This is a genomic window from Longimicrobium sp. (genome assembly GCF_036399255.1).
GTDB lineage: Bacteria > Gemmatimonadota > Gemmatimonadetes > Longimicrobiales > Longimicrobiaceae > Longimicrobium.
Genome location: NZ_DASWNM010000093.1, coordinates 1 through 23,177, shown reverse-complemented (window position 1 = coordinate 23,177; position 23,177 = coordinate 1). Strand labels below are relative to the sequence as shown.

Sequence of the window (23,177 nt, the reverse complement as noted above, 5' to 3'; positions counted from 1 at the left end):
TGACAATCCGCGGGATCTCCGTCGCCGGTTTTCGCGCTTCAGGGAGCCCGGTCCGGGAGAGGGCGGCGGTTCTTCCGGCGCCCGTGCGGCGGAGCGATGAGCGGAAAGGCAGCGGGGGGAAAGGGACCGATGGCACCGCCTGTGCTGATAGCAGGCGCCCCTCCTGAGGGGACGGGGCCGAAACGACGGGCGACGGGACACACATGGTGGATAGAGAAGAGCCGGCCGGTCCGGCGGTTCAGGCCGTTCAGGATGACCGTTCCATTCGCGCGGACCAGGCCCGCCAGGACGCGGAGGACACACAGGCGGTGCTCGACGCCATGCCCATCGCGCTGGTGGACGGCAGCAACGTGGCGCACAGCAGCGAGGGCGACGAGGCGCGGCTGCACAACATCAAGCTGGTGGTGCGCAAGCTGATCTCGGAGGGGTACACGCCCATCGTGGTGTCGGACGCGGCGCTGCGGCACCAGATCGACGACAAGGAGGGGTACGAGCGGCGCATCGCGGAAGGAAAGATCCGGCAGGCCCCCGCGGGCACCGACGCCGACTACTTCCTGCTGGCGTTCGCGCGCGAGTTGGACGCCGTCATCGTGTCCAACGACCTGTTCCGCGACCGCGCCGACGCCTTTCCCGAAGCGCGCGAACGGATGATCCGCTACATGATCGTCGCCGAAGAGGTGGTCCTGGAGCGCCGCAACAAGAAGCGCTGATCGACCTCGATCCACGGATGATGAAGCGAAGGGGAGGATGGCCGCGGCCGTCCTCCCCTTTCGCGTTCCGCTGTCGATCCGCGGGACGTCCGGCTACTTTCCGCCGCTCGCCCTCCCCTCCACGCCAGACGCCCGCGATCCCATGATCCTGCAGCCCGAGACCGACGAGCAGATCCTGTCCACGCACGAGGTGATGCGCCAGCTGCGCCCGCACCTTTCCGCGGACGACTACCTGCAGCGCGTCCGCCGGATGATGGGGACGGACGGCTACCGGCTGGCCGCGGCCATGGAGGACGGGGTGGTTCGGGCGGTGGCGGGATACCGGTACATGGAGATGCTGTACTGCGGCCGCATTCTGTACGTGGACGACCTGGTGACGGACGACGCCACGCGGTCGCGCGGCTTTGGCAAGCAGCTGCTGGACTGGCTGTACGCGCAGGCGCGGGCGCAGGGGTGCGAGCAGTTTCACCTGGACTCGGGCGTGCAGCGCGCGCGGGCGCACCGCTTCTACTTCCGCGAAGGCCTCACCGTCACCGCCTTCCACTTCGCCGGCCCGGTGTGATTGTGATACCTGATCCTGAAAAAGAATAATCGTACAGAGGAACAGAGTCAGACAGAGGAAGCGAGCTGAATATCATCTTGCTTCCGTGACTCTGTTCCTCTGTATCCATAAAATGTTGTTTCCCGGATTCGGTACGAATCGACTTCTTTCAGGCTGACGGGAAAAGCATCACGCGGAGGACGCGGATGAGGGCCTTCTCCGCGTCCTGGTTTTCCTCCCGCGTCCACCGCGCGAGAACATCTTCAAAATCTCCCTGCGAGATTGCACGCGGAACCGTTCCGCAGATTCGTCTGAATCAGCATCTTTGTCGTCAGGGGCCCGAGGTCCTCTGCGAAAGCACGGTCTTGGGACGATCCATCTCCCCAAGGGGCATGCCCCTTGGGGAATTTTCTTTTCGGCCGACCGCCGGAGAAGCAACGCATCAGCACGCCTCAAGTGGTCCTCTCAGAGGGTGTTGCTAAACCTCAAATCCATAACGAAGCGGTGACTTCCCGAGGGAGCGCATCACATGTAACCAGAAGTCACACTACAGGTTGCGCGCGACCGAAGGACCTCGTCCCGGTGGCGCAGGGGCCAGATCAGGGCACGCGACCAGCCCCGTCGTTCTGCTGGCGAGGTCCTTCGGTCGGCGCCAAGGTGCAGTGTAAAAACGAGTTACGGAGCGGCGCCTCCCTCAGGAAGTCAATCACGCCAGGAGGTTTGGCAACACCCTCTCAGGAGTTGGCATCACCGCTTGTCAGCCCCCGGCCGGCGGGGTAACTTCCCTTCCCGGCGGAACCCCTCCCGCCCGTCCTCCCGTCCATCCGCTAGTTCCAACGCAGCAATCAACTTGAGAGACATCGCGCTGTACCACGGCGACGGCCGCGGCTGGATCGAGGTCATCACCGGGGTGATGTTCAGCGGCAAGAGCGAAGAGCTGATCCGGCGGGTGCGCCGGGCGCTCATCGCCCAGCGCCGCGTGCAGGTGTTCAAGAGCGCCCTGGACGACCGCTACGCCGGCGTGCGCACCATCAGCTCGCACGACGGCAGCGGCGTGGAGGCCGTCCCCGTGCGCTCCAGCACCGAGGTGGCCGAGCACGTGCACCCGTACACGCAGGTCGTGGCCATCGACGAGATCCAGTTCCTGGACGAAGGAATCGTCGACGTCATCAGCCTGCTGGCCGACAACGGGGTGCGGGTGCTGGTGGCGGGCATCGACATGGACTTTCGCGGCGAGCCCTTTGGCCCCATGCCGCGCGTGCTGACGGTGGCGGAAACAGTGGACAAGCTGCACGCCATCTGCGTGGTGTGCGGCAACCCGGCCACCCGCAACCAGCGGCTGGTGGACGGCCTGCCCGCGCCGTACGAAGGCCCGCAGATCCAGGTGGGCGGCAGCGAGGCGTACGAGGCGCGCTGCCGACGCTGCCACGAGGTGCCCAGCGACCAGCGCTACCAGACGTCGCTGCTGGACCTGCTGGGCAGCACCCCCGCCGACCCGGTGGTGCTCACCCGCGAAAGCCTAACGCGCAGGGCGTAGCTCCGGCGCCGCGCACCAGTCTCCCGGGCTCCGCCCCGCGCGCACCGGAGCCCTGCCGGTCCCCCTGTCGAACGGCACCCCATGCGTCTGTAGATCGTTCCCGCCGCCGTCCTGCTCCTTGCTTCCACCTCCAGCGGGCCGGTACAGGATCGCAGGTACCCGCCTGAATCCCATTACGTGCTGGTGGAGGAGGGCGGCGCCTGCGGCGGCTACTCCGTCTCGATCGTGGAGCTGATCGCCGATCCCCGGATCTACGATGGCGAGCGGGTGCAGGTGACTGGTGGCTGCGCCTGGAGTTCGAGGGCACCGGCATCTACCTGCACCACGATGCCCAGATCGCCCACATCAACCGCAACGGCTTGTGGGTGGAGTTCGCCAACGGAAGCCCGGGCGCCGCGTGCGCGGGCGGGTACGCGAGCATCGTGGGCACGTTCAACGCCGGCAACCGGAGACACCGCGGGGCGTGGAGCGGGAGCATCGAGGATATCGACCGCTGCACCCCCTGGCCGCCCGGGCACCCCCTAACCGCGTTCGCCCGGCAACGCTGGATCTGGGGCACGGACGCACACCTCCTCGGCAGCCCTCCATAGTCCTCTCGCGAAATAGCCTCGCGCGCTGGGGGTGAAGCCCGCGATTCCGCGCATACGTCAGGATCCACGTACGTCGGATTTGACGTACGTTGCCCGTTCCGAAAGCATCCAAACGGATGCCATCCGGCACCGAAGAACATTTTCTTGTTTTCTCCACCGGATGTGTTCAGATTGCCAGCATCCAGTGTTCATCATCATTCCGCTCCCGAGGTGCACGATGTCAATGATGCTCGAAGCGAACGAGACGGGGATTGATCCGGCGGTAGCAGCCCTTGATTTCACCAAGCTGAAGTGGAAGCTCACGGAGGCCGGAGATCCTCCCAAGCTCTCCCCGGCGGATGGTGACCTGGCGGAGCAGGAGTACCGCCGTTTCCTCACCTTGAAGCGTCTGTACCCCGGCGTCGACCTGGTGCCGAACAAGCTCGTCGACGAGTTCTGGCACGCACACATCCTCGATACGAAGAGCTATCACGCCGATTGCGCCGCAGTGTTCGGTCATTACCTGCATCACTATCCGTACTTCGGCATTCACGACGCCACCGATCGTCAGGCGCTCACCGACGCGTTCGCCGAGACGCAGCGGATCTACGAACAGCATTTTGGAGCGTACCCGTCCGCTGCGTCCGAAGCCGCGCGGTGCAAGGACCACGCGTGTCACGCCGAGAGCGAGTGCCGCTGCCGCACGCCAAACGCATGTAAGTAGAATCTCGCCCCCCATCTCAGGGGAAGCAGCGAATACGACGGTGCGGGCGCGGGACGAAACGTCTTGCGCCCGCTCGTTCCATCCCCTCGAAACGTCTCCCTTGCGGACGGCGCCGCCAAGGGTGCAAGTTTTTCAGCACATCCTGACGGCGCCATCCGGCTCCCGGCGCACCGCATCCCGCACCCCGCGTACACCATGCGCATCCGCATCCCCCACCTGACCGCCCTGGCCGCACTGGCGCTGTCCGCCGCGCCGGGGCACGCGCAGGACCGGCGCCCGCTCACGGCGCTGGACTTTTACCACATCAAGAACGCCGGCGCCGTGAACCTGTCGCCCGACGGGCGGCGGGCGGTGTTCGTGGTGACCGAGGTGGACAGCGCCGAGAACCGCTACCGGCGCGACCTGTGGATCGCCAACACCGACGGCGGCGGGCTGCGCCGGCTTACCTGGACCAACGCGCGGGGGATCGGCGCGCCGCGCTTTTCGCCGGACGGGCGGATGATCGCCTTTACCCAGGCGCGGGAGGACGGGCCCGGGCAGGTGTGGATCCTTCCGCTGGCCGAGGGGGGGGAGGCGTGGCCGCTCACCCGCCTGGAGACGGGCGCCGGCGCGCCGGTGTGGTCGCCGGACTCGCGGCGCATCGCCTTCATGTCGTCGCTTACCCCCGAGCAGCTGGCGAAGGCCGACTCCGCCGCAGCCGACACCGCGCGTGCGGGAGACGAGCCGAAGATCGACGCGGCCGCCATCCGCAACATCGACGAAGACCGCGCCGCCGCGCTGGCCGCCATCCGCGCCAAGCTGGCCGCCAACGCCCGCGAGCAGGACCCGCGCGTGGTCACCCGCCTGGGCTACCTGGGCGAAACCAGCATCGAGGACGAGGAGTACGGGCAGATCTACGTGGTCGACGTGCGGCAGGGCGCCACGCCGGTGCAGCTTACGCGCGCCGCGTACGGCATCGGCGCGCCGGAGTGGACCCCCGCGGGCGACTCGCTCATCTACAGCGCCGGCCCGCCGCGGCAGCCGGGGCTGCACCCCGACTACGAGCTGGAAAGCGACCTGGTCGTCGCCCCCGCGGACGGGCGCGGGCCGGGGCGCACCATCTCCGAGCCGCGCTACGGCGAGGACGGGGGCACCTTTTCGCCGGACGGGCGCTACATCGCCTACGTCCGCTTCCTGGTGGACACGGAGTACACCACCGCCACGGACGCCGAGCTGGTGGTGATGCGGCGCGACGGCACGGACCGGCGCAGCATCACGGGCCCCATGGACCGCAGCCCCAACAACTACACCATCACCCCGGACGGCTGGCTGTACTTTACCGTGGCGTCCGAAGGCGCGCAGCCGCTGTACCGCACGCGGCTGGACCGCATCGACCCGCGGCCGGTGGTGCAGGGGCCGCGCGGCGTGCTCTCGTTCGACGCGGCGGGGGGGCGCATCGCCTGGTCCGAGATGAACCCGCGCCGCCCCAGCGACGTGTACACGGCCGACGCCACGGGCGGCGGCGAGCGGCGGCTGACCACGCTGAACGACTCGCTGCTGGCGCAGGTGTACGTCAGCGACTACCACGAGATCCGGTACCCCTCGTTCGACGGCCGCCGCGCGCACGGCTGGTACCTGCTGCCCATCAACCACCGCCCGGGGACGCGGGCGCCGCTGGCGGTAGAGATGCACGGCGGGCCGCACGCCATGTGGGGCCCGGGCGAAGCCAGCATGTGGCTGGAGTACCAGATGCTGGCCGGCGCGGGGTACACCGTGTTCTTTTCCAACCCGCGCGGGTCGGCGGGATACGGCAACGAGGGGCTGCGCGCCATTCGCCGCAACTGGGGCACGCCCCCCGCGCAGGACGTGCTGATCGGCGCCGACAGCGTGATCGCGCGCGGGCTGGCGGACCCGCAGCGGCAGGTGATCACCGGCGGCAGCTACGCCGGCTACCTGACGGCGTGGATCATCGCGCGCGAGGCGCAGCAGCGCTTCAAGGCCGCCGTGGCGCAGCGCGGCGTGTACGACCTGGCCATCTGGTACGGCTCGTCCAACACCTGGCGGCTGTTCGAGGGCGAGTTCGGCGCGCGGCCGTGGGAGGATCCCGAGATCACGCGCGCGCAGTCGCCGCTGACGTACGCGGCCGACATCCGCACCCCGCTGCTGCTGCTGCACGCCGACACCGACTTCCGCGCCACCATCGCCAGCGCCGAGGCGCTGTACCGGGCACTGACGGTGCTGGGACGCCCGGTGGAGTTCGTGCGCTACCCGCGCGAGGGCCACGAGCTCACGCGCAGCGGCGAGCCCGGCCACCGCATCGACCACATGCTGCGCATCCTGGAGTTCTTCGAGCGCCACATCACGCACTGACGCGGTGCGGGTGGATGGATGACGAGAGGCCCCGCGGCGCGTGCCGCGGGGCCTCTGTTTCGTTGGAAATCGGCCGATGCGTCTCCGCCGGGTCCGCAGAGGGGTGTCGCCGGCCGGCATCGTCCCGGGAGCGAGTAAACTCGCCGCAACGACCGCGGAAAGCCTCGCAAACTGCGCGAGGCTTCAACGGCACACCGCCGCATGCCGCTCGGCGCACACCCGTCGGCGAAGGCCGACATCGCGTCGTCCCAGCCGCGAATTCATTCGCCCGGGCGGCGGGTCGGACGAGGGTGTCGCCACCGGCACTGTCCCGGGAGCGAGTAAACTCGCCGCAACGACCGCGGAAAGCCTCGCAAGCTGCGCGAGGCTTCAACAGCACACCGCCGCATGCCGCTCGGCACACACCCGTCGGCGTAGGCCGACATCGCGTGTCCCAGCCGCGAATTCATTCGCCCGGGCGGCGCGCGGCGCGGCGGAGGGCCTCGTCGCGCTCTTCTTCGCGGCGGATGGCGTCGCTGAGCTGCTGGGCGGCCAGCATCAGCACCTCGCGGGCGTTGTCGTAGCTGATGGACGAGATGGCCTCGTCCAGCGGCAGCCAGATGCACTCCGTGATCCCCTCCTCCCGCTGCGGGCAGGTGTCGCCCTCGGGAGATTCGATCAGGTAGAAATGGCAGAACTTGTGGATCAGCTTGCCGCGAAAGCGGAAGAACCAGTCGATGGTCTGCAGCCGCGGCCCCAGCCGCAGGCAGTTGAGCCCCGTCTCTTCCTCCACCTCCCGGAGCGCCGCGTCGGCCGCGGTCTCGGTCTGCTCCACGTGGCCCTTGGGAAAGCCCCAGTGCTGGTACGCGTCGCGGATCAGCAGCACGTGCGCGCGGCCCTCCCGCCAGCGGTAGATCACCCCGCCAGCGCTGGTCTCCACCACCGCCCGCGTACGGGCGCCGCCGCCGCGCCGCCGTCTAGGCACCCGAAAGCTCCTCCACGATCTGCACGGCGTTGGTCGCCGCGCCCTTGCGCAGGTTGTCCGACACCACCCACAGGTGCAGCGTGCGCGGCAGGAACGGGTCGCGGCGAACACGGCCCACGAACACCTCGTCCCGCCCCGCCGTCTCCAGCGGCGTGGGGTAGCGTCCCGCATCGTCCTCCAGCACCACGCCGGGGAACGCCGCCAGCGCCGCGCGGGCCTCGTCCACCGAAAGCTCGCGCTCCGTCTCGACCATCACCTGCACCGAGTGCCCCACCTCCACCGGCACCCGCACGCAGGTCGCCGCCACGGGCAGGTCGGGAAGCGAGAGGATCTTGCGCGTCTCGTTGATCATCTTGCGCTCCTCGCCCGTCCAGCCCTCCGCGTCGAAGTCGCCGATCTGCGGGATGACGTTGCCGCTGATCTGCCGCGCGAACGGAGACTCCTCGGGGCGGTTGCCCAGCAGCTCGTCGCGCAGGGCGGCGCGCCCCGTCTCGCCCGCCCCGCTGACGGACTGGTAGGTGGTCGCCACCACGCGGGTGAGCCCCGCGGCCCGGCGCACCGCCTCGAGCGCCACCACCATCTGGATGGTGGAGCAGTTGGGGTTGGCGATGATCCCCCGGGGCCGCTCCCGCGCCGCGTCCCCGTTCACCTCGGGGACGACGAGCGGCACCTGGGGATCCATCCGCCACGCGGACGAGTTGTCGACCACGATCGCCCCCTCGTCCGCGGCGCGCGGCCCCCACTCCCTGGACCGGTCCGCGCCGGCGGAGAACAGGGCGAAGTCCACCCCGCGAAAGGCGCCCGGCTCGGCCACGGTGCAGGCCCACTCGCGCCCGCCCCAGCGAATGGACCGCCCTTGCGAGCGAGGAGAGGCCAGCAGCGTCAGCCGGTCCACGGAAAGGCGGCGCTCCGCCAGCACCTGCAGCATGGTCCGCCCTACCGCGCCGGTGGCGCCCAGCAGTGCTACGTGCATCGTCGTCCTCCCCCTCAGCCCGCGACGGCGGCGGCGGCCGGAGCCTCCGCCTGCGCCGCCAGCGTGAACCCGTCGTGGAGCGCCCGCAGCGCCTCGTCCTCCTGGTCGCTGGGCACCAGCAGGGTGATGGAGATGGAGGACGTCGACACCGCCTCCACCTTCACCCCCGCGTCCATCAGCGCGCGAAAGGCCTGCGCGTAGACGCCGGGGCGCCCGCTCATCCCCCGCCCCACCAGCGCGATGCGGGACAGCCCCGTGCGCTCGTCCATGGCGCCGCCGCCGCCCAGCCGCGCCGCCACCTGCGCCGCGATCTCCCGCGCGCGGGCCAGGTCGTCCCCGCGCACCGTAAGCTGCAGCAGCACGCGGCCGTCTGCCTGCGGCGACTCGGTCACCATGTCCACGCTGACCCCCGCGTCGGCCAGCGCGCCCAGCATCTCGGTGGGCGTGCGCATCCCCGCCGGCAGGGCGTGAAGGAGGAGCTTGGCGTAGCCGCGCGCCGAGGCGAGGCCGGTTACCACCTGGTCTTCCCGTACCATCGGATCGTCAGTGATCAGGGTGCCGCGCGTGGGATCGTCTTCGTCCGGCCCGGTGACGAACGACGACAGCACGCGGATGTCGAGCGCGGGCGTGCGCGCGCCCAGGTCCACCGCCCGCGCGTGCATCACCTGCGCGCCGGACTGGGCCAGCTCCACCATCTCGTCGTGCGAGATGCGGGGGATGATGCGGGCGTCGGGAACGCGGCGCGGGTCGCAGGTAAAGATGCCGTCCACGTCGGTGTAGATCTCGCAGCGGTCCGCCCCCAGCGCGCGCGCCAGCGCCACCGCCGTGGTATCCGAACCGCCGCGCCCCAGCGTGGTGATCTCGCGCGTGGTGCTGACGCCCTGGAAGCCGGCCACGATGGCCACGCATCCGCCTTCCACCGTCTCGCGCACCCGGTCGGCCCGCACCTCCACGATGCGCGCCGAGGTGTGCCACGCGTCGGTGATGATGGCGGCCTGGCTGCCGGTAAGCGAGCGCGCGTCGGCGCCGGCCTCGCGGATGGCCATGGCCAGCAGGGCCATGCTGATGCGCTCGCCGGCGCTCAGCAGCATGTCCATCTCGCGCGGGTGCTCGTGCACGCAGTCGTCGTGGCCGGCCACGTTGCGGGCAAGGTCGATCAGCTCGTCCGTGGTGTGCCCCATGGCGCTGACCACCACCACCACGTCGTCGCCGCGGCGGCGGGCGCGCGCCACGCGCGCGGCCACCGCCTGGATGCGCTCGGGCGAGCCGACCGAGGTGCCGCCGTACTTCTGGACCAGCAGAGCCATGACTGCAGGGAATAGGGAACAGGGAATAGGGAATAGCCATCAACTGCAACGGACGCCGTGCGTATAGCAGGGTTCGTGCTCGCGAACGGCGCGCCTCCGCTCCCGGATGCTCGGACCTCCCCCGGACTGCCGGGGGAGGTTCATGGGATCGCACGAATGGGGACGATGCAGGACTTCGAACTGCGCTTGGCGGGGGTGCCCCTCCCCCGGCCCCTCCCCGTTCGTTCCTCACGGAGAGGGGAGAATTCGATCGCGCTCCGGACTGTTCGGGCTGTGTCCGCGGGCGCCCCCTCCGGCTCGCCTAGGCTCGCCACCTCCCCCAAAACTGCTGGGGGAGGTTGGGATGCCGCTGGGATTGGGCTCGGCGACCAGGTTCGAACTGCGTCCGCCGGGTGCCCCGCCCCCGGCCCCTCCCCGTTCGTTCCTCACGGAGAGGGGAGAATTCAATCGTGCGGCGGACAGCCTGTGGGTCGCGTCACCCTCCCCCGCGCAGTTTGCGGGGAGGGCCGGGGAGGGGGGCGGCCCACCATCCCGCCACCACGCTGTCCGAACCACCTCGGGCCCGTGCAGTCTATCCCGCTTCCGGGAGAGGGTGCGAGCCCTGAGCGAGCGCGTGAGGGCCCCCGCCGACGCAGCTCGAAGTCAGATCACCGCCCACTCTCGCACTCTCGCACTCTCGCACTCTCGCAACTCTCGCACTAACGCACTAACGCACTAACGCACTTCGTCCTACAGCACCTGCAGCTCGCCGATGTACTTCCCCGGGTTCGCCTGGATGTCGGCCATCAGCCGCTGCATCGTCGTCACCAGGCGCTGGAACTCCTCGTACAGCGCCGGGTCGCTCATCAGCCGGCCGATGGTGCCCTCCTGGCTGGAGAGCTGGGTGAGCAGGGTGTTGAAGTTGTTCATCGCCGCCCGCGCCTGCACGATGGTCGGGCCCAGCTCCGCCAGCCCCGGCTGCACGCCGGCGATGGTGGTGTTCAGCGTCTCGGCCGTGCGGCCAAAGGCGCCCATCGTGCTGTCGGCGCGGGCGACCAGGCCCGGGACGCCGCTGGCGGCGCCGCGCAGCTCTTCGGTGAGCGCGTTCAGGTTCTGCGTGGCCTGGCGCGCGTTGGCGATGATCGCCTGCACGTCGCCGCCCTGCAGGCTGCCCCGCACCTCGTTCATGGTCGCCTGCGCGCTGGCCGTCGCCAGGCGAATGTTCTCGGTGGACGCCAGCACGTTGCGCCCCACCTGCCCGTAGGTGCGCGTCTGCGCGTCGATGAAGCCGCTGAGCTGGTCGCTCACCTCGCCCACGTTCTCGATGGTGCTGCGGATCTCCAGCGCCGTCTCGGGGGTGAACGCGATCTGGATGCGCGCCGACAGCGTCTCGATGTCGGCGGCGATGCGCGCCGCCACCGCCGTGAGCTCCGAGATGTCGGGAAGGGTGGCCCCCGGCAGCACGTTGCGCCGCGGCGCCGTGGTAAAGGTCAGGTCCGGGAACTCGGCCTGCGACACGATCTGCGCCTGCCAGTCGCCAAAGAGCGACGCGCTCCCCAGCAGCACGCCCACGTCGCCGCCCACCTCCACGTCGGGGCGGATGGACATGGTCACGTACACGCCGGTGCCGCGGGGCGACAGCTCGATCTTGCTCACCCGCCCCACGTTCACGCCGCGGTAGGTGACGGGGTTGCCCTCCGTCAGCTGCCCCACGGCCGTAAAGCTGGCCTGCACGTCCTTGAACTCGTCGCCCCACGAGCGGCCGCTGAGCCACACCGCGCCCAGCAGCGCCGTGATGATGCCCATGATGACGACCAGCCCCACCAGTGCCTCGTTCTTCAGCCTCATGCGTCCCTCCGGTGCGGGGCCTGCCCCGCGTGGTGTCCGTCCCCGTCCGTGTGCGTGCGTCCCGGCGCCGGTGGCGGACGGGGCGCGTCTTCGGCCGCCCGGCGGGCCGCGTCGGCCTCGGCCTCCTCGATCATCTCCGGCCGGCCCTCCACGAAGCCGCGCACGATGCGGTTCTCCGTGCGCTTGATCTCGTCCGGCGTGCCCACCTCGACCACCCGCCCCTCGAACAGCATGGCGATGCGGTCGCTGATGGCGTACGCGCTCTTCATGTCGTGGGTGATCACCAGGCTGGTGACCCCCAAGTCTTCCTTCATGCGGATGATCAGCCGGTCGATCACCTCGGTGGTGACCGGGTCCAGCCCGCTGGTCGGCTCGTCGTACAGCAGGTACTTGGGACGATAGGCGATGGCCCGCGCCAGCCCCGCGCGCTTGCGCTGGCCGCCCGAAAGCTCCGCCGGCAGCCGCTTCTCGAAGCCGTCCAGCCCCACCCGGTCCAGCGACTCGGCGATGCGGTCGCGGATCTCCTTCTCCGACATCCCGCCCTTCTGCCGCAGCCCCATGGCCACGTTGTCGCCGATGGTCATGCTGTCGAACAGGGCGGCGAACTGGAAGACGTAGCCCATGTCCAGCCGCATCTTGTACAGCTCCTTGCGGCTCAGGTTGGGCACTTCCTTGCCGTCCACCACCACGGTGCCCCGGTCGGGCATCAGCAGCCCCGCGATGTGCTTCAGCGTCACGGACTTGCCCGCGCCCGAAAAGCCGACGAGCGACACCGTCTCGCCATCGTCCACCCGCAGGTCCAGCCCGCGCAGGATCTGCTTGGGCCCGAAGCCCTTGTGGATGCCCGTAAGCTGAATGCTCACTGCTGCAGCAGGGTGGCGGCCCAGAAGGCGTCCAGCACCAGGATCAGCACGCTGGCGATGACCACGGCGCGGGTGGTGGCCACGCCCACGCCCTCGGCGCCGCCCTGCGTGTTGAAGCCCTGGTAGCACCCCACGATGGTGATCACCAGGCCGAACGAGCACGACTTGAGCACCGAGTAGGTGATGTCGAACGGGTCGTAGAACAGGCGCAGGCCGCGGATGAACTGCGACGTGCTCATCTCCAGCATCTGCAGCGCCGTGTACCACCCGCAGGTAATGCCGATGACGTTGGCGAAGATCACGATGACCGGCACCATCAGCGTTCCCGCCAGCACGCGCGGGACGACCAGGTACGAGATCGGGTTGTACGCCATGGTCTCCAGCGCGTCGATCTGCTCCGACACGCGCATGGTCCCCAACTCCGCCGCGATGTTGGCGCCGATGCGGCCGCTGAGCGCCAGGCCGGTGAGCACGGGGCCCAGCTCCAGGATCATCGTCTTGCCCACCAGCGCGCCCACGAAGTACATGGGGATGGCGCCGGTAAAGGTGTACGACGCCTGCAGCGCCAGCACGATGCCCGTGAAGGCGGACAGGAAGAGCGCGATGGGAAGCGAGTTCACCCCCAGCTTGCGCATCTGCATGATCGTGAGGCCCGGCCAGGTGCGCAGGTCCATCAGCGAGCGCACGCACTCGGCCACGAAGCGGCTGAACCGCCCGAAGGCGGCCAGCAGCCCCAGCACGGCCGCGCCTACGACGGTTAAGGGCAGCGTCCAGTTCATGAAGGAAATGTAGGGGAATGCAGCGGGGTTCGGCCAGAACGGCCGCGCGCCGGACGATCGATCCTTTGTTCAACCCGCCGCAAAACCGCAGAAAGGCCCGGGCCACGTGCCGGGCCCGGGCCCGCCGGGGCGTCCGGAAGCAGTGCGCTCAGGCGCCTCCGCGCGCGCCGAGCAGCGCCGGCCACTCGTCGGGCGCAAAACGGATGCCGGTAAAGAAGCGGCCGAACTCGCCGTACACCGCGCTGGCCTCGTCGTAGCGCATCTCCGTGACGATTCGCTTGAACTCCAGCGGGTCGCGGGCAAACAGGGTTACCCCCCACTCCCAGTCGTCCAGCCCCACCGAGCCGGTGATCACCTGGAAGACGCGGCCGGCAAAGGTGCGCCCCGTCATCCCGTGCTCGCGCATCAGGCGGCTGCGCTCGTCCACGGGAAGCGTGTACCAGTTGGCGCCGGCGGTGCGCCGCTTGGTCATGGGGTAGAACGAGACGAAGCGCATCCCCTCGGGCACCTGGGGAAACAGCCGCGTCTGGATGTGCGCCGACGCCAGCTCCGCCGCGCGCGACTCGTCGATGCGGGCGCGAAAATCGGGGGTGCCGGGGGTCAGCTCGCGGGCGGCCTCGGCGGTGGCGTGGTACAGGCCGGCTTCGGTGACCGACAGGTAGTCGTACTCAAGCCGCAGCAGCTCGCCCAGGGCGCTGTCGCGCAGCCGCAGCTGCACGTCGGCCAGCTCCTCCAGCGTCTGGCGAAAGTGCACGAACATCCAGTCGCCGCCGCCGCCCACCAGGCGGAACGCCGCGCTCCAGCCGCCCTTTTCGCCCTCGCCGCCGGCCGCCAGCGTGCTCCACAGCTTGCGCGCCTCCTCGCCGATCTCGGCGCGGTGCTGCCGCATGAGCGCGCGCAGGGACGACCAATCGGTGCTGAACACCTGGTGCAGCGCGTACCACCCTTCGAGGGTGGCGGGGGCGATCTGGGACATTCCGTGAAAGCTTGGAGTCGAACGGGTTGGCTTCAGTCGTCTGGCAGGCTACCAGACAATCGAAGATACCGGGCGGCAGGGTGCGGCGCGAGGGGCAGGCCGCCCCGGCTCGTGCATGCCCGCGCCTCACGCAAGCCGATGGGGGCGTTCGGGATGGGCTCCGGCGCGCGGCGGACGGGATCACGCTGGCGCCAGACGGGCTCCCTCTCCCCCGCTGCGCGGGAGAAAGGGGAGAATTCGATTGCGCTTCGGACGAGTTATCGCGAAGAGCAGCGCCCCCTCCGGGCTCGCATTACTCGCCCACCTCCCCCAAAACCCCTGGGGGAGGTTGAACCTCGATCATGCCACGTGGCAGGCACTTGCCCCGCGCTGCATCCGCCAGTCCCGCGAAGGCGGCCTTCGTGTGGTTGTTGCAGCGAATTCATTCGCCCTTGCTGCCCTTGGTGCCTGTCCTCAACCGTGGACGCCAGACCCGAGAGAACCCGTTGAGGGCCCGATCACCGGGTCCTCGAAGGCCACTTCGTGCAGTTGCGGGAGCAAACTCCCGTGCTCCCGCAGCGAGTCCTGGTGCGTGCACTTTCGCTTTTCGCACCCGCGCGATAGCGTGAGGAAACGCACAAAACCGGCACCCGCGGGGTACCCTTCGAACGCCCGTTCAACGTTGGCCCGACTCCTGCGGGGGTTGCGCGCGAGATGAGTTGGGCTCATCTTTACTGGTCCCTCATGCGCTAACTTGTTGTTCCGTAAACAGTTGACGGTGCCGGACCACGTCCGTGCACCGGGCCGCCGAGGGCGGCCATACGCAACCCATGCTCCCGAAGCCACATGATCGCAGGAACCGTCACGCACCCGCTCATCATCCAGGGCGGCATGGGAGTCGGGGTCAGCAACTGGGTCCTCGCCAAGGCCGTGTCGCTGCGCGGGCAGATGGGCGTGGTGTCTGGCACCTGCGTTGACTCCCTGCTGGTGCGCCGGCTGCAGGACGGCGACCTGGGCGGGCACGTGCGCCGCGCCATGGCCGCGTTCCCCCTGCCGGACGTCTCGGGCGACGTGCTGATGAAGTACTTTCGCCCCGAGGGACGCGCGCCGGGCGAGCCGTACAAGGAAATTCCCATGTACCGCCAGGTGGTCACGCGGGTGCGCGAGCAGCTCACCGTGCTGGCCTCGTTCGTCGAGGTGTGGCTGGCCAAGGAGGGGCACGACGGCGTGGTGGGCATCAACCTGCTCACCAAGGTGCAGATGCCCAACCTGGCCACCCTCTACGGCGCCATGCTGGCCGGGGTGGACTACGTGCTGATGGGCGCCGGCATCCCCAAGGAGATCCCCGGCGTGCTGGACCGCTTTGCCGCGCACGAGCCGGTGCAGATCAAGTTCGAGGTGGAGGGCATGGGCGCCGACACGGCGTACCTGAGCTTCGACCCGCGCGTGCACTCGGCCACGGCGCCGGTGGCCGTCAAGCGGCCGTACTTCCTGCCCATCATCGCCAGCAACTCGCTGGCGACCATGCTGACGCGCAAGGCCACGGGCCGCGTGGACGGCTTCATCATCGAGGCGCCCACGGCCGGCGGCCACAACGCCCCCCCGCGCGGCGAGATCATCCTGAACGAGCGCGGCGAGCCGCAGTACGGCGCGCGCGACGTGGTGGACCTGGAAAAGATGAAGGACCACGGGCTTCCCTTCTGGCTGGCCGGCAGCGCCGGAAGCCCGGAAGCGCTGGCCGAGGCGCTGGACGCCGGCGCGACGGGGATCCAGGTGGGCACCCTGTTCGCCTACGCCGAAGAGTCCGGGATCACCGCCGAGCTCAAGAAGGACGTCATTCGCCAGGCGCAGGAAGACCGCGTCGACGTGCTGACCGACGGCCGCGCGTCGCCCACGGGCTTTCCGTTCAAGGTGGTGCAGATCGGCGGGACGATGTCGGATCCGGCGATGTACGGCAAGCGCGAGCGGGTGTGCGACCTGGGCTACCTGCGCGAGGCGTACAAGCGGCCGGACGGGCGCATCGACTACCGCTGCGCGGCCGAGCCGGTTGACACGTACGTCAAGAAGGGCGGCGTCGTGGAGGACACGGCCGGGCGCAAGTGCCTGTGCAACGCGCTGTTCGCCACCATCGGGCAGCCGCAGGTGCGCAAGAGCGGGCTCCCCGAAGAGGCGCCGCTCATCACCAGCGGCGACGCGCTCAAGAACATCCGCCGGTTCATCGGCAGCGACCGCGCGGGCTACACGGCCGGCGAGGTGATCGACTACCTGCTGAGCGGCCTCAAGCGCACCATCTCGCGGGGCATGCCCAGCATGTCGTCCTCCAGCCCGCGCACGCAGAACGTGCCGACCCGGTAATCCAGGTCGCACACAGAAGGATGCAGAACGGGCCTCGCGGATCTTCCGCGAGGCCCGTTCTTGTTTCAGGTGCCCAGGCTCGGCTCAGGCTCAGCCGGGGCTGGGCCGGGCCGGGCTGGCCGGGCCGGGCCGGGCTGGGCCGGGCTGGGCTGGGCTGGGCTGGGCTGGGCTCGGCTCGGCTCGGCTCGGCTCGGCTCGGCTCAGGCAAAGCTCGGCAGAGGCTCTCGGCAAGCCTCAGCAAGGGCTGGGCATGGGCACTCGGCAAGCCTCACCAAGGGCGAATGAATTCGCTGCAACAACCACACGAATTCCGCCTTCGCGGAATGGCGGCTGTGGCGGCAGAGCCGGGTCCGGAGGACGTGGCTGGCCTTGCAAGGGCCGTCCTCAACCATCAGATCCGGCTCCTGCGCGCCGGCCTCGCGGGCCACGAGCAGGTGAAGCCCCGCACGGACGCGCCAGCGGCCGGGGCGGGGCTTATGGCATTTCTAGCCGCGGGCTTTAGCCCGTGGCGGCTGCCGGTGGCGGACCTCACGCCGCGAGTGCCACCGGCCGCGTCTTCGGTTTGCGGTTGGCGATGTGGATGGCCTCGCCCATGGCATGCTTGAACGCCTCCATCACACCCTCGGACAGCGTGGGATGGGGGTGGATGGTGAGCGCCACGTCCTCCGCCGCGGCCACCATCTCCAGCGCCAGCGCCGCCTCGCCGATCAGCTCGCTGGCCTCGGCGCCCACGATGCCCACGCCCAGCAGCCGCTCGTCATCCGCCACCACCTTCACCAGGCCGTCCGTCTCGCCCAGGGCCAGCGCGCGGCCGCTGGCGGTGAACGGAAAGCGGCCCACCTTCACCCCGTGCCCGGCGGCGCGCGCCTCGGCCTCCGTCATCCCCACCACGGCGATCTCGGGATCGGTAAAGATGGCGGCGGGAAGCGCGTACCAGTCGCGGCTCACCCGCTTGCCGGCGATCACCTCGGCGGCGATCTCGGCCTCCTTGAACGCCTTGTGCGCCAGGTACGGCCCGCCCGTCACGTCGCCGACGGCGTAGACGCCAGGCACGGAGGCGCGGTACTGCCGATCGACCGCCACGTGCCCGCGCTCGTCCAGCCGCACGCCGACTTCATCCAGCCCGAGCCCCGCCGTGTTCGGCTTGAAGCCGACGGAGACGAGCACCTTCTCCGCCTCCACCGTTTTCTCCACGCCAGCGTGCTGGACGGAAACCGTCACGCGGTCGCCGCGCGGCTCCCAGCCAAGCGCGCGGGCGCCGGTGAGCACCTCGCCGCCGCGTGCCTTGAAGCGCCGCTCCACCACGCGCACCAGGTCCGGATCGGTGCCGGGGAGCAGCTGTTCCACCACTTCGATGACCGTGACGCGCGTGCCGAGGCGCTGGTACATCATCCCCAGCTCCATCCCGATCACGCCGCCGCCGATGATGGCGAGCGAGCGCGGCACCTCCGTCAGGTCCACCGCCTCGCGCGCGGTGAGGATGCGCTCGCCGTCCGGCTCGAAGCCCGGGAGCATGGCGACGCGTGCACCGGTGGCGATCACCACCGACTTCCTCGCCGTGACGCGCTGGATCGATCCGTCTGGCGCGGTGATCTCGACCGCGCTGGGACCAGTCAGTCGCGCGCTGCCGTTCGCGATCTCGCCACCGTTGGCGCGGATGAGCGTGGCGACGCTGCCGGTAAGGCGCTGGACGATGCCGGCCTTCCACTGCTGCGTGGCGGCGAAGTCGATCTCCGGCGCGGCGGCGCGGATGCCCATCACGTCCACGTGGCGCATCTTCTCCATCATCCCCGCCGCGGAGATGAGCGCCTTGGACGGGATGCATCCCCAGTTCAGGCACACGCCGCCCACGTTCTCCTTCTCCACCACCAGCGTCCGCACGCCCAGCTGCCCCAGGCGAATGGCCGCCGTGTATCCCGCCGGCCCCCCGCCGATCACGATCGCGTCGTATTCGTTCGCGCTCATCATCGCCTCCACGTCATCTGCGACCGATCGGTCGCACAGTGGTCAAAAAAAGAGAGAGGGCGGCGCCGGTTCAGGCGCGCACCCGCTCGTCCAGGTACGTTCGCATGGCGTCCGCGGCGCGCCGCAGGTGCACGCCCTCGCCGTACAGCCGCGACAGCGCCACGCCGCCCTCCATGGTGGCAATAAGCAGCGACGCCAGCTCATCGCCGTCCACGTCCGCGCGCACCTCACCGCGCGGGATGCCCTTGCGCACCGTCTGGCGGACGAGCGTACGCAGGCCGTCCATGGCGGTGCGGGCGCGGGCGCGCAGGGCCGGGTTGCCGTCGTCCGACTCCACGGCGGTGTTCAGCATGGGGCAGCCGCCCGGCACCGGCGGGTCGTCGTGCAGCCGCGCGAACACGTCGACCACGCCGTGCAGCCGGTCCACCGCGTGCTCGCGATCCGCCAGCGCGGCGGAGAACCGGCCCGCCATCTGCTGCACCGCGTAGTCGAACGCCTCCAGCGCCAGCGCCTCCTTGCTTTCGAAGTGGCGGTAGATGCCGCCCTTCTGCAGCCCGGTGGCCTGCATGATGTCCGACATCGACGCGCCGGCGAACCCCTGCTGGTTGAACAGCGCCGCCGCCTGCCGGATGATGTTTTCGCGCGTCTGCTCGCCGCTTCGCATGAACGGACAGGGGACAGGGGACAGGTTACAGGGGACAGCCAGCCGCTCGCCCGCTGAATCCACAGAGACCGAACGGTCCCAAGATGTGCGCGGGGAGGGGCGACGTCAAGGGTTTTGTGGCGAACTGCGTCGCGTGGCGGATAGATCACGCTGCGTCGGCGGGGCGCCCCCTCCGGCTCGCCTAGGCTCGCCACCTCCCCCAAACTGCTGGGGGAGGTTGGCGTCAGGACAGGGCGGAGGCTCGACGACAGGCATCAGACTGCGCCCGACGCGGCCCCCTCTCCCCCGGCCCCTCTCCCCCGCGGAGCGGGAGAAAGGGGAGAATTCGATCCCGCTTCGACAGCCACTCGCGCCCACTGACTTGCTCTCCAACCCGCCGCGTGGCAGGCACTTGCCCTACCCCCCTCCGCCTGTCCGCGAAGGCGGACTTCGTGTAGTTGTTGCAGCGAATTTATTCGCCATTGCAGCCCTCGCCGCCGAGCCTCGCCGACGCGCCTACACGAGTGCGACGAGCCGGTGAGGGCCCGTCACAGATCCATTTCCCACGTCTCCGCCGTCAGAGGCACGCCGAAGCTGTTGTGCGTTTCGCTGTGCACCAGGCGAAAGCCCTCGGCGGCGTAGATGCGGCGGGCGGCGACCAGCTCCTCCTGCGTCCACAGGCTGATCTTGCGATAGCCCACCTGCCGCGCGAACTCCACGCACTCACGCACCAGCCGCCCGCCGATGCCCAACCCGCGGGCGCTGGGGTGCACCAGCAGCAGGCGCAGCTTGGCCACCTCGTCCGTCCCGCGCACCAGGAAAATGCTGCCCACGTTCTCGCCGTGCCGCTCCGCGATCCAGCAGCGCTCGCACGCCGGGTCAAAGTTGCGGACCAACTCGCCGATGACGCCCGCGACCAGCCCCTCGAAGCGCACGTCCCAGCCGTACTCGCGGGCGTACAGTTCGCCGTGGCTCTGCACCACCCAGCCCAGGTCGCCGGGCCACGGCGGGCGCAGAACGTACGGCTCGGCCGGCTCGGGTGCGGCACCCAGCACGCGCTGGATGGTGGCCATGGCCGCGACCAATCGGTCCTGCTCGGCGGAGGGAAGCGCGCCAATCATGGCGCCGACGTCGCGGCGGGCGGCGGAATCCAGCTGCGCAAAGGCGGAGCGGCCGACGTCAGTCAGCGAAAGGTGCGTCTGGCGCGCGTCGGCCTCGGAGGGGCGGCGGTCGATGAGGCCACGCTCCTGAAATCCGCGCAGGATGCGGCTCAGGTAGCCCGCATCCAGCCCCAGCTCCTGGCCCAGCTCCGTGGCGGTGGCCGTGCCGCGCTGCGCCAGCTCGTACGTCACGCGCGCTTCCGTCAGCGAGAACGGCGTATCCAGGTGCCCCTCGCCCAGCGCGCCGATCCGCCGCGTGTAGAAGCGATTGAAGCGCCGCACCGCATCCACCCGATCATCCATCCCGCCGTTGCTCATTGCCGTTCTCCGCGTCTGAGGGGGCGTGCTCCACGCGTGTTCGGTGCAATCAACAGCAGATGTTTGACCGAGTCAAGTATCCAGCCCGCACGATCACGATGACGGGCCTGGTCACGAGGTCGGGAGAGTAGATTCCTCAGTCGGCGCCACGGTATTCGGTATGAGAAGGTTTCGAGCGGCGCCTCCTTCGGAATGACAGCCTCGGGTCAACCGATTCTGCCCTTGAGGAAGACGTACGGAATCGCCCTACGCGGGTTGGGCAGATTGCCGGATGCGGGGGATTGCGGCATCTTGTTATGCTTGCGTGCGTTCCGCAGATCCGCACTCACACCGATCCGCATGGAATCCCAGTCGCTCGGCCTGTTCGTCGCCTTTTCGGCGGGGCTGCTCAGCTTTCTGTCGCCCTGCGTGCTGCCGCTGGTGCCCAGCTACGCCACGTTCATCACCGGGATGAGCCTGGACGAGCTGCAGCAGACGGAAGAGCGCCGCGCCCGCCGCGCCGTGATGGTGCACGGGCTTCTGTTCGTGGCCGGGTTCACGGCGGTGTTCATGATGCTGGGCGCGTCTGCCACGTTCCTGGGCGGGCTGATGCACTACGCCAGCCGCTGGGTGGAGCGCGTGGGCGGCGTGCTGCTGATCCTGTTCGGCCTGTACCTGCTGGGGCTGCTGCGGCTTCCGGGCGCCGGGCGCGAATGGCGGATGCACCTGGCGCAGAAGCCCGTGGGCTACCTGGGCACGGTGCTCGTCGGTGTCACCTTTGGCGCGGGGTGGACGCCGTGCATCGGGCCGGTGCTGGGCGGCATCCTGACGCTGGCGGCGGCGCGCGGGACGATGGGCGAGGGGATGGGGCTGCTGGCGATGTACTCGGCGGGGCTGGCGATTCCGTTTCTGCTCAGCACGCTGCTCATCGGCCGCTTCATGAACGCGTTCGGGCGCATGCGGCGCTGGCTGCCGTGGATCAACCGCATCAGCGGGCTCATGCTGGTGATCCTGGGGCTGCTGATGCTGACCGGCGAGTTCAGCCGGCTGGCCGCGATGATGGCCGGATGGACCCCGGAGTGGCTGTCGTCCCGCATCTGACGCGGGCGCAAACGCTTGCACATTTGGCCGCCGCGGGGCAGATTCGGTCCCGCGGCGGCACCTTTTTGTCCATCACCGGCCACACCTGGGACCATGCCCCAACAGATCCGCATCCTGCTGGTGGACGACCACGCCGTGCTGCGCGCAGGCCTGCGGGCCCTGCTGGAGGCGGAGCCCGGGTTCCTGGTGGTGGGCGAGGCGGGGACGGGCGAGGAGGCGGTGATGAAGACGCCGCAGCTGCGCCCCGACGTGGTGGTGATGGACCTGTCGATGCCGGGGATGGGCGGGCTCGAGGCCGTCCGCCAGATCGCCGCGCTGGGCACCACCGCACGCGTGCTGGTGCTGACGATGCACGGCGAGGAGGAGCACCTGCTGCCGGTGCTCGAGGCGGGCGGCAGCGGCTACGTCAACAAGACCAGCGCCGACGAGGAGCTGATCGAGGCCATCCGCACCGTAGCGTCCGGCGACGTGTTCCTGTACCCCAGCGGCGCCAAGCTGCTGCTGCGCGGCCTGAAGCAGAAGGCCGAGCCGGGCGAGGACGACCCGCTGGAAAAGCTGACGGAGCGCGAGCGCGAGGTGCTGGGGTTCACGGTGCAGGGGTTCAGCAGCAGCGAGATCGGCAAGAAGCTGTTCATCAGCCCCAAGACGGTGGACACCTACCGCGCCCGCATCATGGAAAAGCTGAACCTGCACCACCGCAGCGAGCTGGTGCGCTTCGCCCTGCTGCGCGGGCTGCTGAAGGCGGAGGGCTGAGCTTCACGGCAAGGGCAGCAGGGGCAGGCAGGGGCGAATGAATTCGCTGCAACAACCACACGAAGGCCGCCTTCGCGGACAGGCGTCTGTGGGTAAGGGCAAGTGCCTGCCACGTAGCATGAGTTCGCTACCCGGCACCGTTCGGAGCGGGATCGATTTCTCCCCTCTTTGTGAGGAACGAACGGGGAAGGGCCGGGGGAGGGGCACCACGCGGGCGTCAGTTCGATCCCGTTCGTCGAATCTCCACCCCTGCGGCAACCCCAACCTCCCCCAGCAGTTTTGGGGGAGGTGGCGAGCCTAAGCGAGCCGGAGGGGGCGCAGCGGACGCAGTTCGAACCACCCGATGCGGGATCGAATTCTCCCCTCTCCGTGAGGAACGAACGGGGAGGGGCCGGGGGAGGGGCACCACGCGGGCGCCAGTTCGATGCCTGCCGTCGGACCTCCACCCCTGCGGCAACCCCAACCTCCCCCAGCAGTTTTGGGGGAGGTGGCGAGCCTAGTGCATCTCCACAGGAGGAAGTGTTCAAAGTAAACAAAGTGTGTTAACTTGGGTGGATGGAACCCAAGAAACGAGTACTGTTGCACGCGCGAGAGCTATCCTCCGAGGAGCGCGACCATCTGGAAGCGGCACTCCGCTCGACTAACGCGTTCCCCGTTCGCCGCTCCCAAATACTGCTGGCGAGCGCGCGGAAGGAACGCGTGTCGCGCATCGCGCGGTCGCTGGGCTACTCGCCGCAGATGGTGCGCAACGTGATCCACGCCTTCAACACGCGTGGTCTGGAGAGCCTGGTCCGGGAGTCTTCGC

General features: G+C 69.4%; 19 protein-coding genes. 9 read left to right on the top strand and 10 right to left on the bottom strand.

The features are described 5' to 3' along the window. Nucleotides 1–203: 203 nt before the first annotated feature. From VGC13_RS16775 to VGC13_RS16755, 5 genes are all read left to right on the top strand, one after another. Nucleotides 204–710 carry an NYN domain-containing protein gene (locus VGC13_RS16775; RefSeq protein WP_331126429.1) on the top strand — a complete coding sequence of 169 codons (507 nt, stop codon included), beginning with the start codon at nucleotides 204–206 and terminating at the stop codon, nucleotides 708–710. A gap of 37 nt (nucleotides 711–747) precedes the next feature. Continuing rightward, nucleotides 748–1,272, top strand: coding sequence for a GNAT family N-acetyltransferase (locus VGC13_RS16770; protein ID WP_331126428.1), 525 nt, complete (start codon nucleotides 748–750; stop codon nucleotides 1,270–1,272). A gap of 844 nt (nucleotides 1,273–2,116) precedes the next feature. Then, on the top strand, nucleotides 2,117–2,788 hold the full coding sequence (locus VGC13_RS16765) for a thymidine kinase (protein WP_414683000.1): 672 nt from the start codon (nucleotides 2,117–2,119) through the stop codon (nucleotides 2,786–2,788). Nucleotides 2,789–3,595: 807 nt separating this feature from the next. Further along, entirely contained in the window at nucleotides 3,596–4,081 is a 486-nt protein-coding gene (locus tag VGC13_RS16760) for a hypothetical protein (RefSeq protein WP_331126426.1), read from the top strand. A 195-nt stretch (nucleotides 4,082–4,276) separates the two neighbouring features. Further along, the gene (locus VGC13_RS16755) at nucleotides 4,277–6,430 is read left to right on the top strand and encodes a S9 family peptidase (protein WP_331126425.1); all 2,154 of its coding nucleotides are present in this window, start codon (nucleotides 4,277–4,279) and stop codon (nucleotides 6,428–6,430) included. A gap of 445 nt (nucleotides 6,431–6,875) precedes the next feature. Here VGC13_RS16755 and VGC13_RS16750 read toward each other — a convergent pair whose 3' ends face one another. The 7 genes from VGC13_RS16750 to hemQ all read right to left on the bottom strand — a co-directional run bounded on the left by VGC13_RS16750 (nucleotide 6,876) and on the right by hemQ (nucleotide 14,119). Continuing rightward, nucleotides 6,876–7,394, bottom strand: coding sequence for an NUDIX hydrolase (locus VGC13_RS16750; protein WP_331126424.1), 519 nt, complete (start codon nucleotides 7,392–7,394; stop codon nucleotides 6,876–6,878). Next, nucleotides 7,387–8,367 carry an aspartate-semialdehyde dehydrogenase gene (locus VGC13_RS16745; RefSeq protein WP_331126423.1) on the bottom strand — a complete coding sequence of 327 codons (981 nt, stop codon included), beginning with the start codon at nucleotides 8,365–8,367 and terminating at the stop codon, nucleotides 7,387–7,389. Before VGC13_RS16745 ends, VGC13_RS16750 begins: the two co-directional genes overlap by 8 nt. Nucleotides 8,368–8,381: 14 nt before the next feature. Then, nucleotides 8,382–9,674, bottom strand: coding sequence for an aspartate kinase (locus tag VGC13_RS16740; RefSeq protein ID WP_331126422.1), 1,293 nt, complete (start codon nucleotides 9,672–9,674; stop codon nucleotides 8,382–8,384). A gap of 729 nt (nucleotides 9,675–10,403) precedes the next feature. Further along, nucleotides 10,404–11,501 (bottom strand): MlaD family protein, encoded by a 1,098-nt coding sequence (locus VGC13_RS16735; protein ID WP_331126421.1) that lies wholly within the window; start codon nucleotides 11,499–11,501, stop codon nucleotides 10,404–10,406. After that, on the bottom strand, nucleotides 11,498–12,364 hold the full coding sequence (locus VGC13_RS16730) for an ABC transporter ATP-binding protein (protein WP_331126420.1): 867 nt from the start codon (nucleotides 12,362–12,364) through the stop codon (nucleotides 11,498–11,500). Before VGC13_RS16730 ends, VGC13_RS16735 begins: the two co-directional genes overlap by 4 nt. Further along, nucleotides 12,361–13,143 carry an ABC transporter permease gene (locus VGC13_RS16725; protein ID WP_331126419.1) on the bottom strand — a complete coding sequence of 261 codons (783 nt, stop codon included), beginning with the start codon at nucleotides 13,141–13,143 and terminating at the stop codon, nucleotides 12,361–12,363. Before VGC13_RS16725 ends, VGC13_RS16730 begins: the two co-directional genes overlap by 4 nt. A 148-nt stretch (nucleotides 13,144–13,291) precedes the next feature. Further along, the gene (hemQ, locus tag VGC13_RS16720) at nucleotides 13,292–14,119 is read right to left on the bottom strand and encodes a hydrogen peroxide-dependent heme synthase (RefSeq protein WP_331126418.1); all 828 of its coding nucleotides are present in this window, start codon (nucleotides 14,117–14,119) and stop codon (nucleotides 13,292–13,294) included. Between the two features lie 825 nt (nucleotides 14,120–14,944). Here hemQ and VGC13_RS16715 point away from each other — a divergent pair. Next, on the top strand, nucleotides 14,945–16,453 hold the full coding sequence (locus VGC13_RS16715; protein WP_331126417.1) for a nitronate monooxygenase: 1,509 nt from the start codon (nucleotides 14,945–14,947) through the stop codon (nucleotides 16,451–16,453). Between the two features lie 528 nt (nucleotides 16,454–16,981). Here VGC13_RS16715 and lpdA read toward each other — a convergent pair. From lpdA to VGC13_RS16700, 3 genes are all read right to left on the bottom strand, one after another. Continuing rightward, nucleotides 16,982–18,418, bottom strand: coding sequence for a dihydrolipoyl dehydrogenase (lpdA, locus tag VGC13_RS16710; protein ID WP_331126416.1), 1,437 nt, complete (start codon nucleotides 18,416–18,418; stop codon nucleotides 16,982–16,984). A gap of 70 nt (nucleotides 18,419–18,488) precedes the next feature. Further along, nucleotides 18,489–19,082 (bottom strand): TetR/AcrR family transcriptional regulator, encoded by a 594-nt coding sequence (locus VGC13_RS16705; RefSeq protein WP_331126415.1) that lies wholly within the window; start codon nucleotides 19,080–19,082, stop codon nucleotides 18,489–18,491. Nucleotides 19,083–19,609: 527 nt separating this feature from the next. After that, on the bottom strand, nucleotides 19,610–20,539 hold the full coding sequence (locus VGC13_RS16700; protein ID WP_331126414.1) for a helix-turn-helix domain-containing GNAT family N-acetyltransferase: 930 nt from the start codon (nucleotides 20,537–20,539) through the stop codon (nucleotides 19,610–19,612). A gap of 339 nt (nucleotides 20,540–20,878) precedes the next feature. Here VGC13_RS16700 and VGC13_RS16695 point away from each other — a divergent pair, with 339 nt between their 5' ends. The 3 genes from VGC13_RS16695 to VGC13_RS33465 all read left to right on the top strand — a co-directional run. Next, nucleotides 20,879–21,619, top strand: a complete 741-nt coding sequence (locus tag VGC13_RS16695) for a cytochrome c biogenesis CcdA family protein (RefSeq protein WP_331126413.1) — start codon at nucleotides 20,879–20,881, stop codon at nucleotides 21,617–21,619. Between the two features lie 93 nt (nucleotides 21,620–21,712). Next, nucleotides 21,713–22,372: a response regulator transcription factor gene (locus VGC13_RS16690; RefSeq protein ID WP_331126412.1), complete on the top strand. Its 660-nt coding sequence runs from the start codon at nucleotides 21,713–21,715 to the stop codon at nucleotides 22,370–22,372. A gap of 555 nt (nucleotides 22,373–22,927) precedes the next feature. Beyond that, nucleotides 22,928–23,177 (top strand): helix-turn-helix domain-containing protein (locus VGC13_RS33465; protein ID WP_349264230.1); only part of this gene is annotated, 250 nt, incomplete at its 3' end.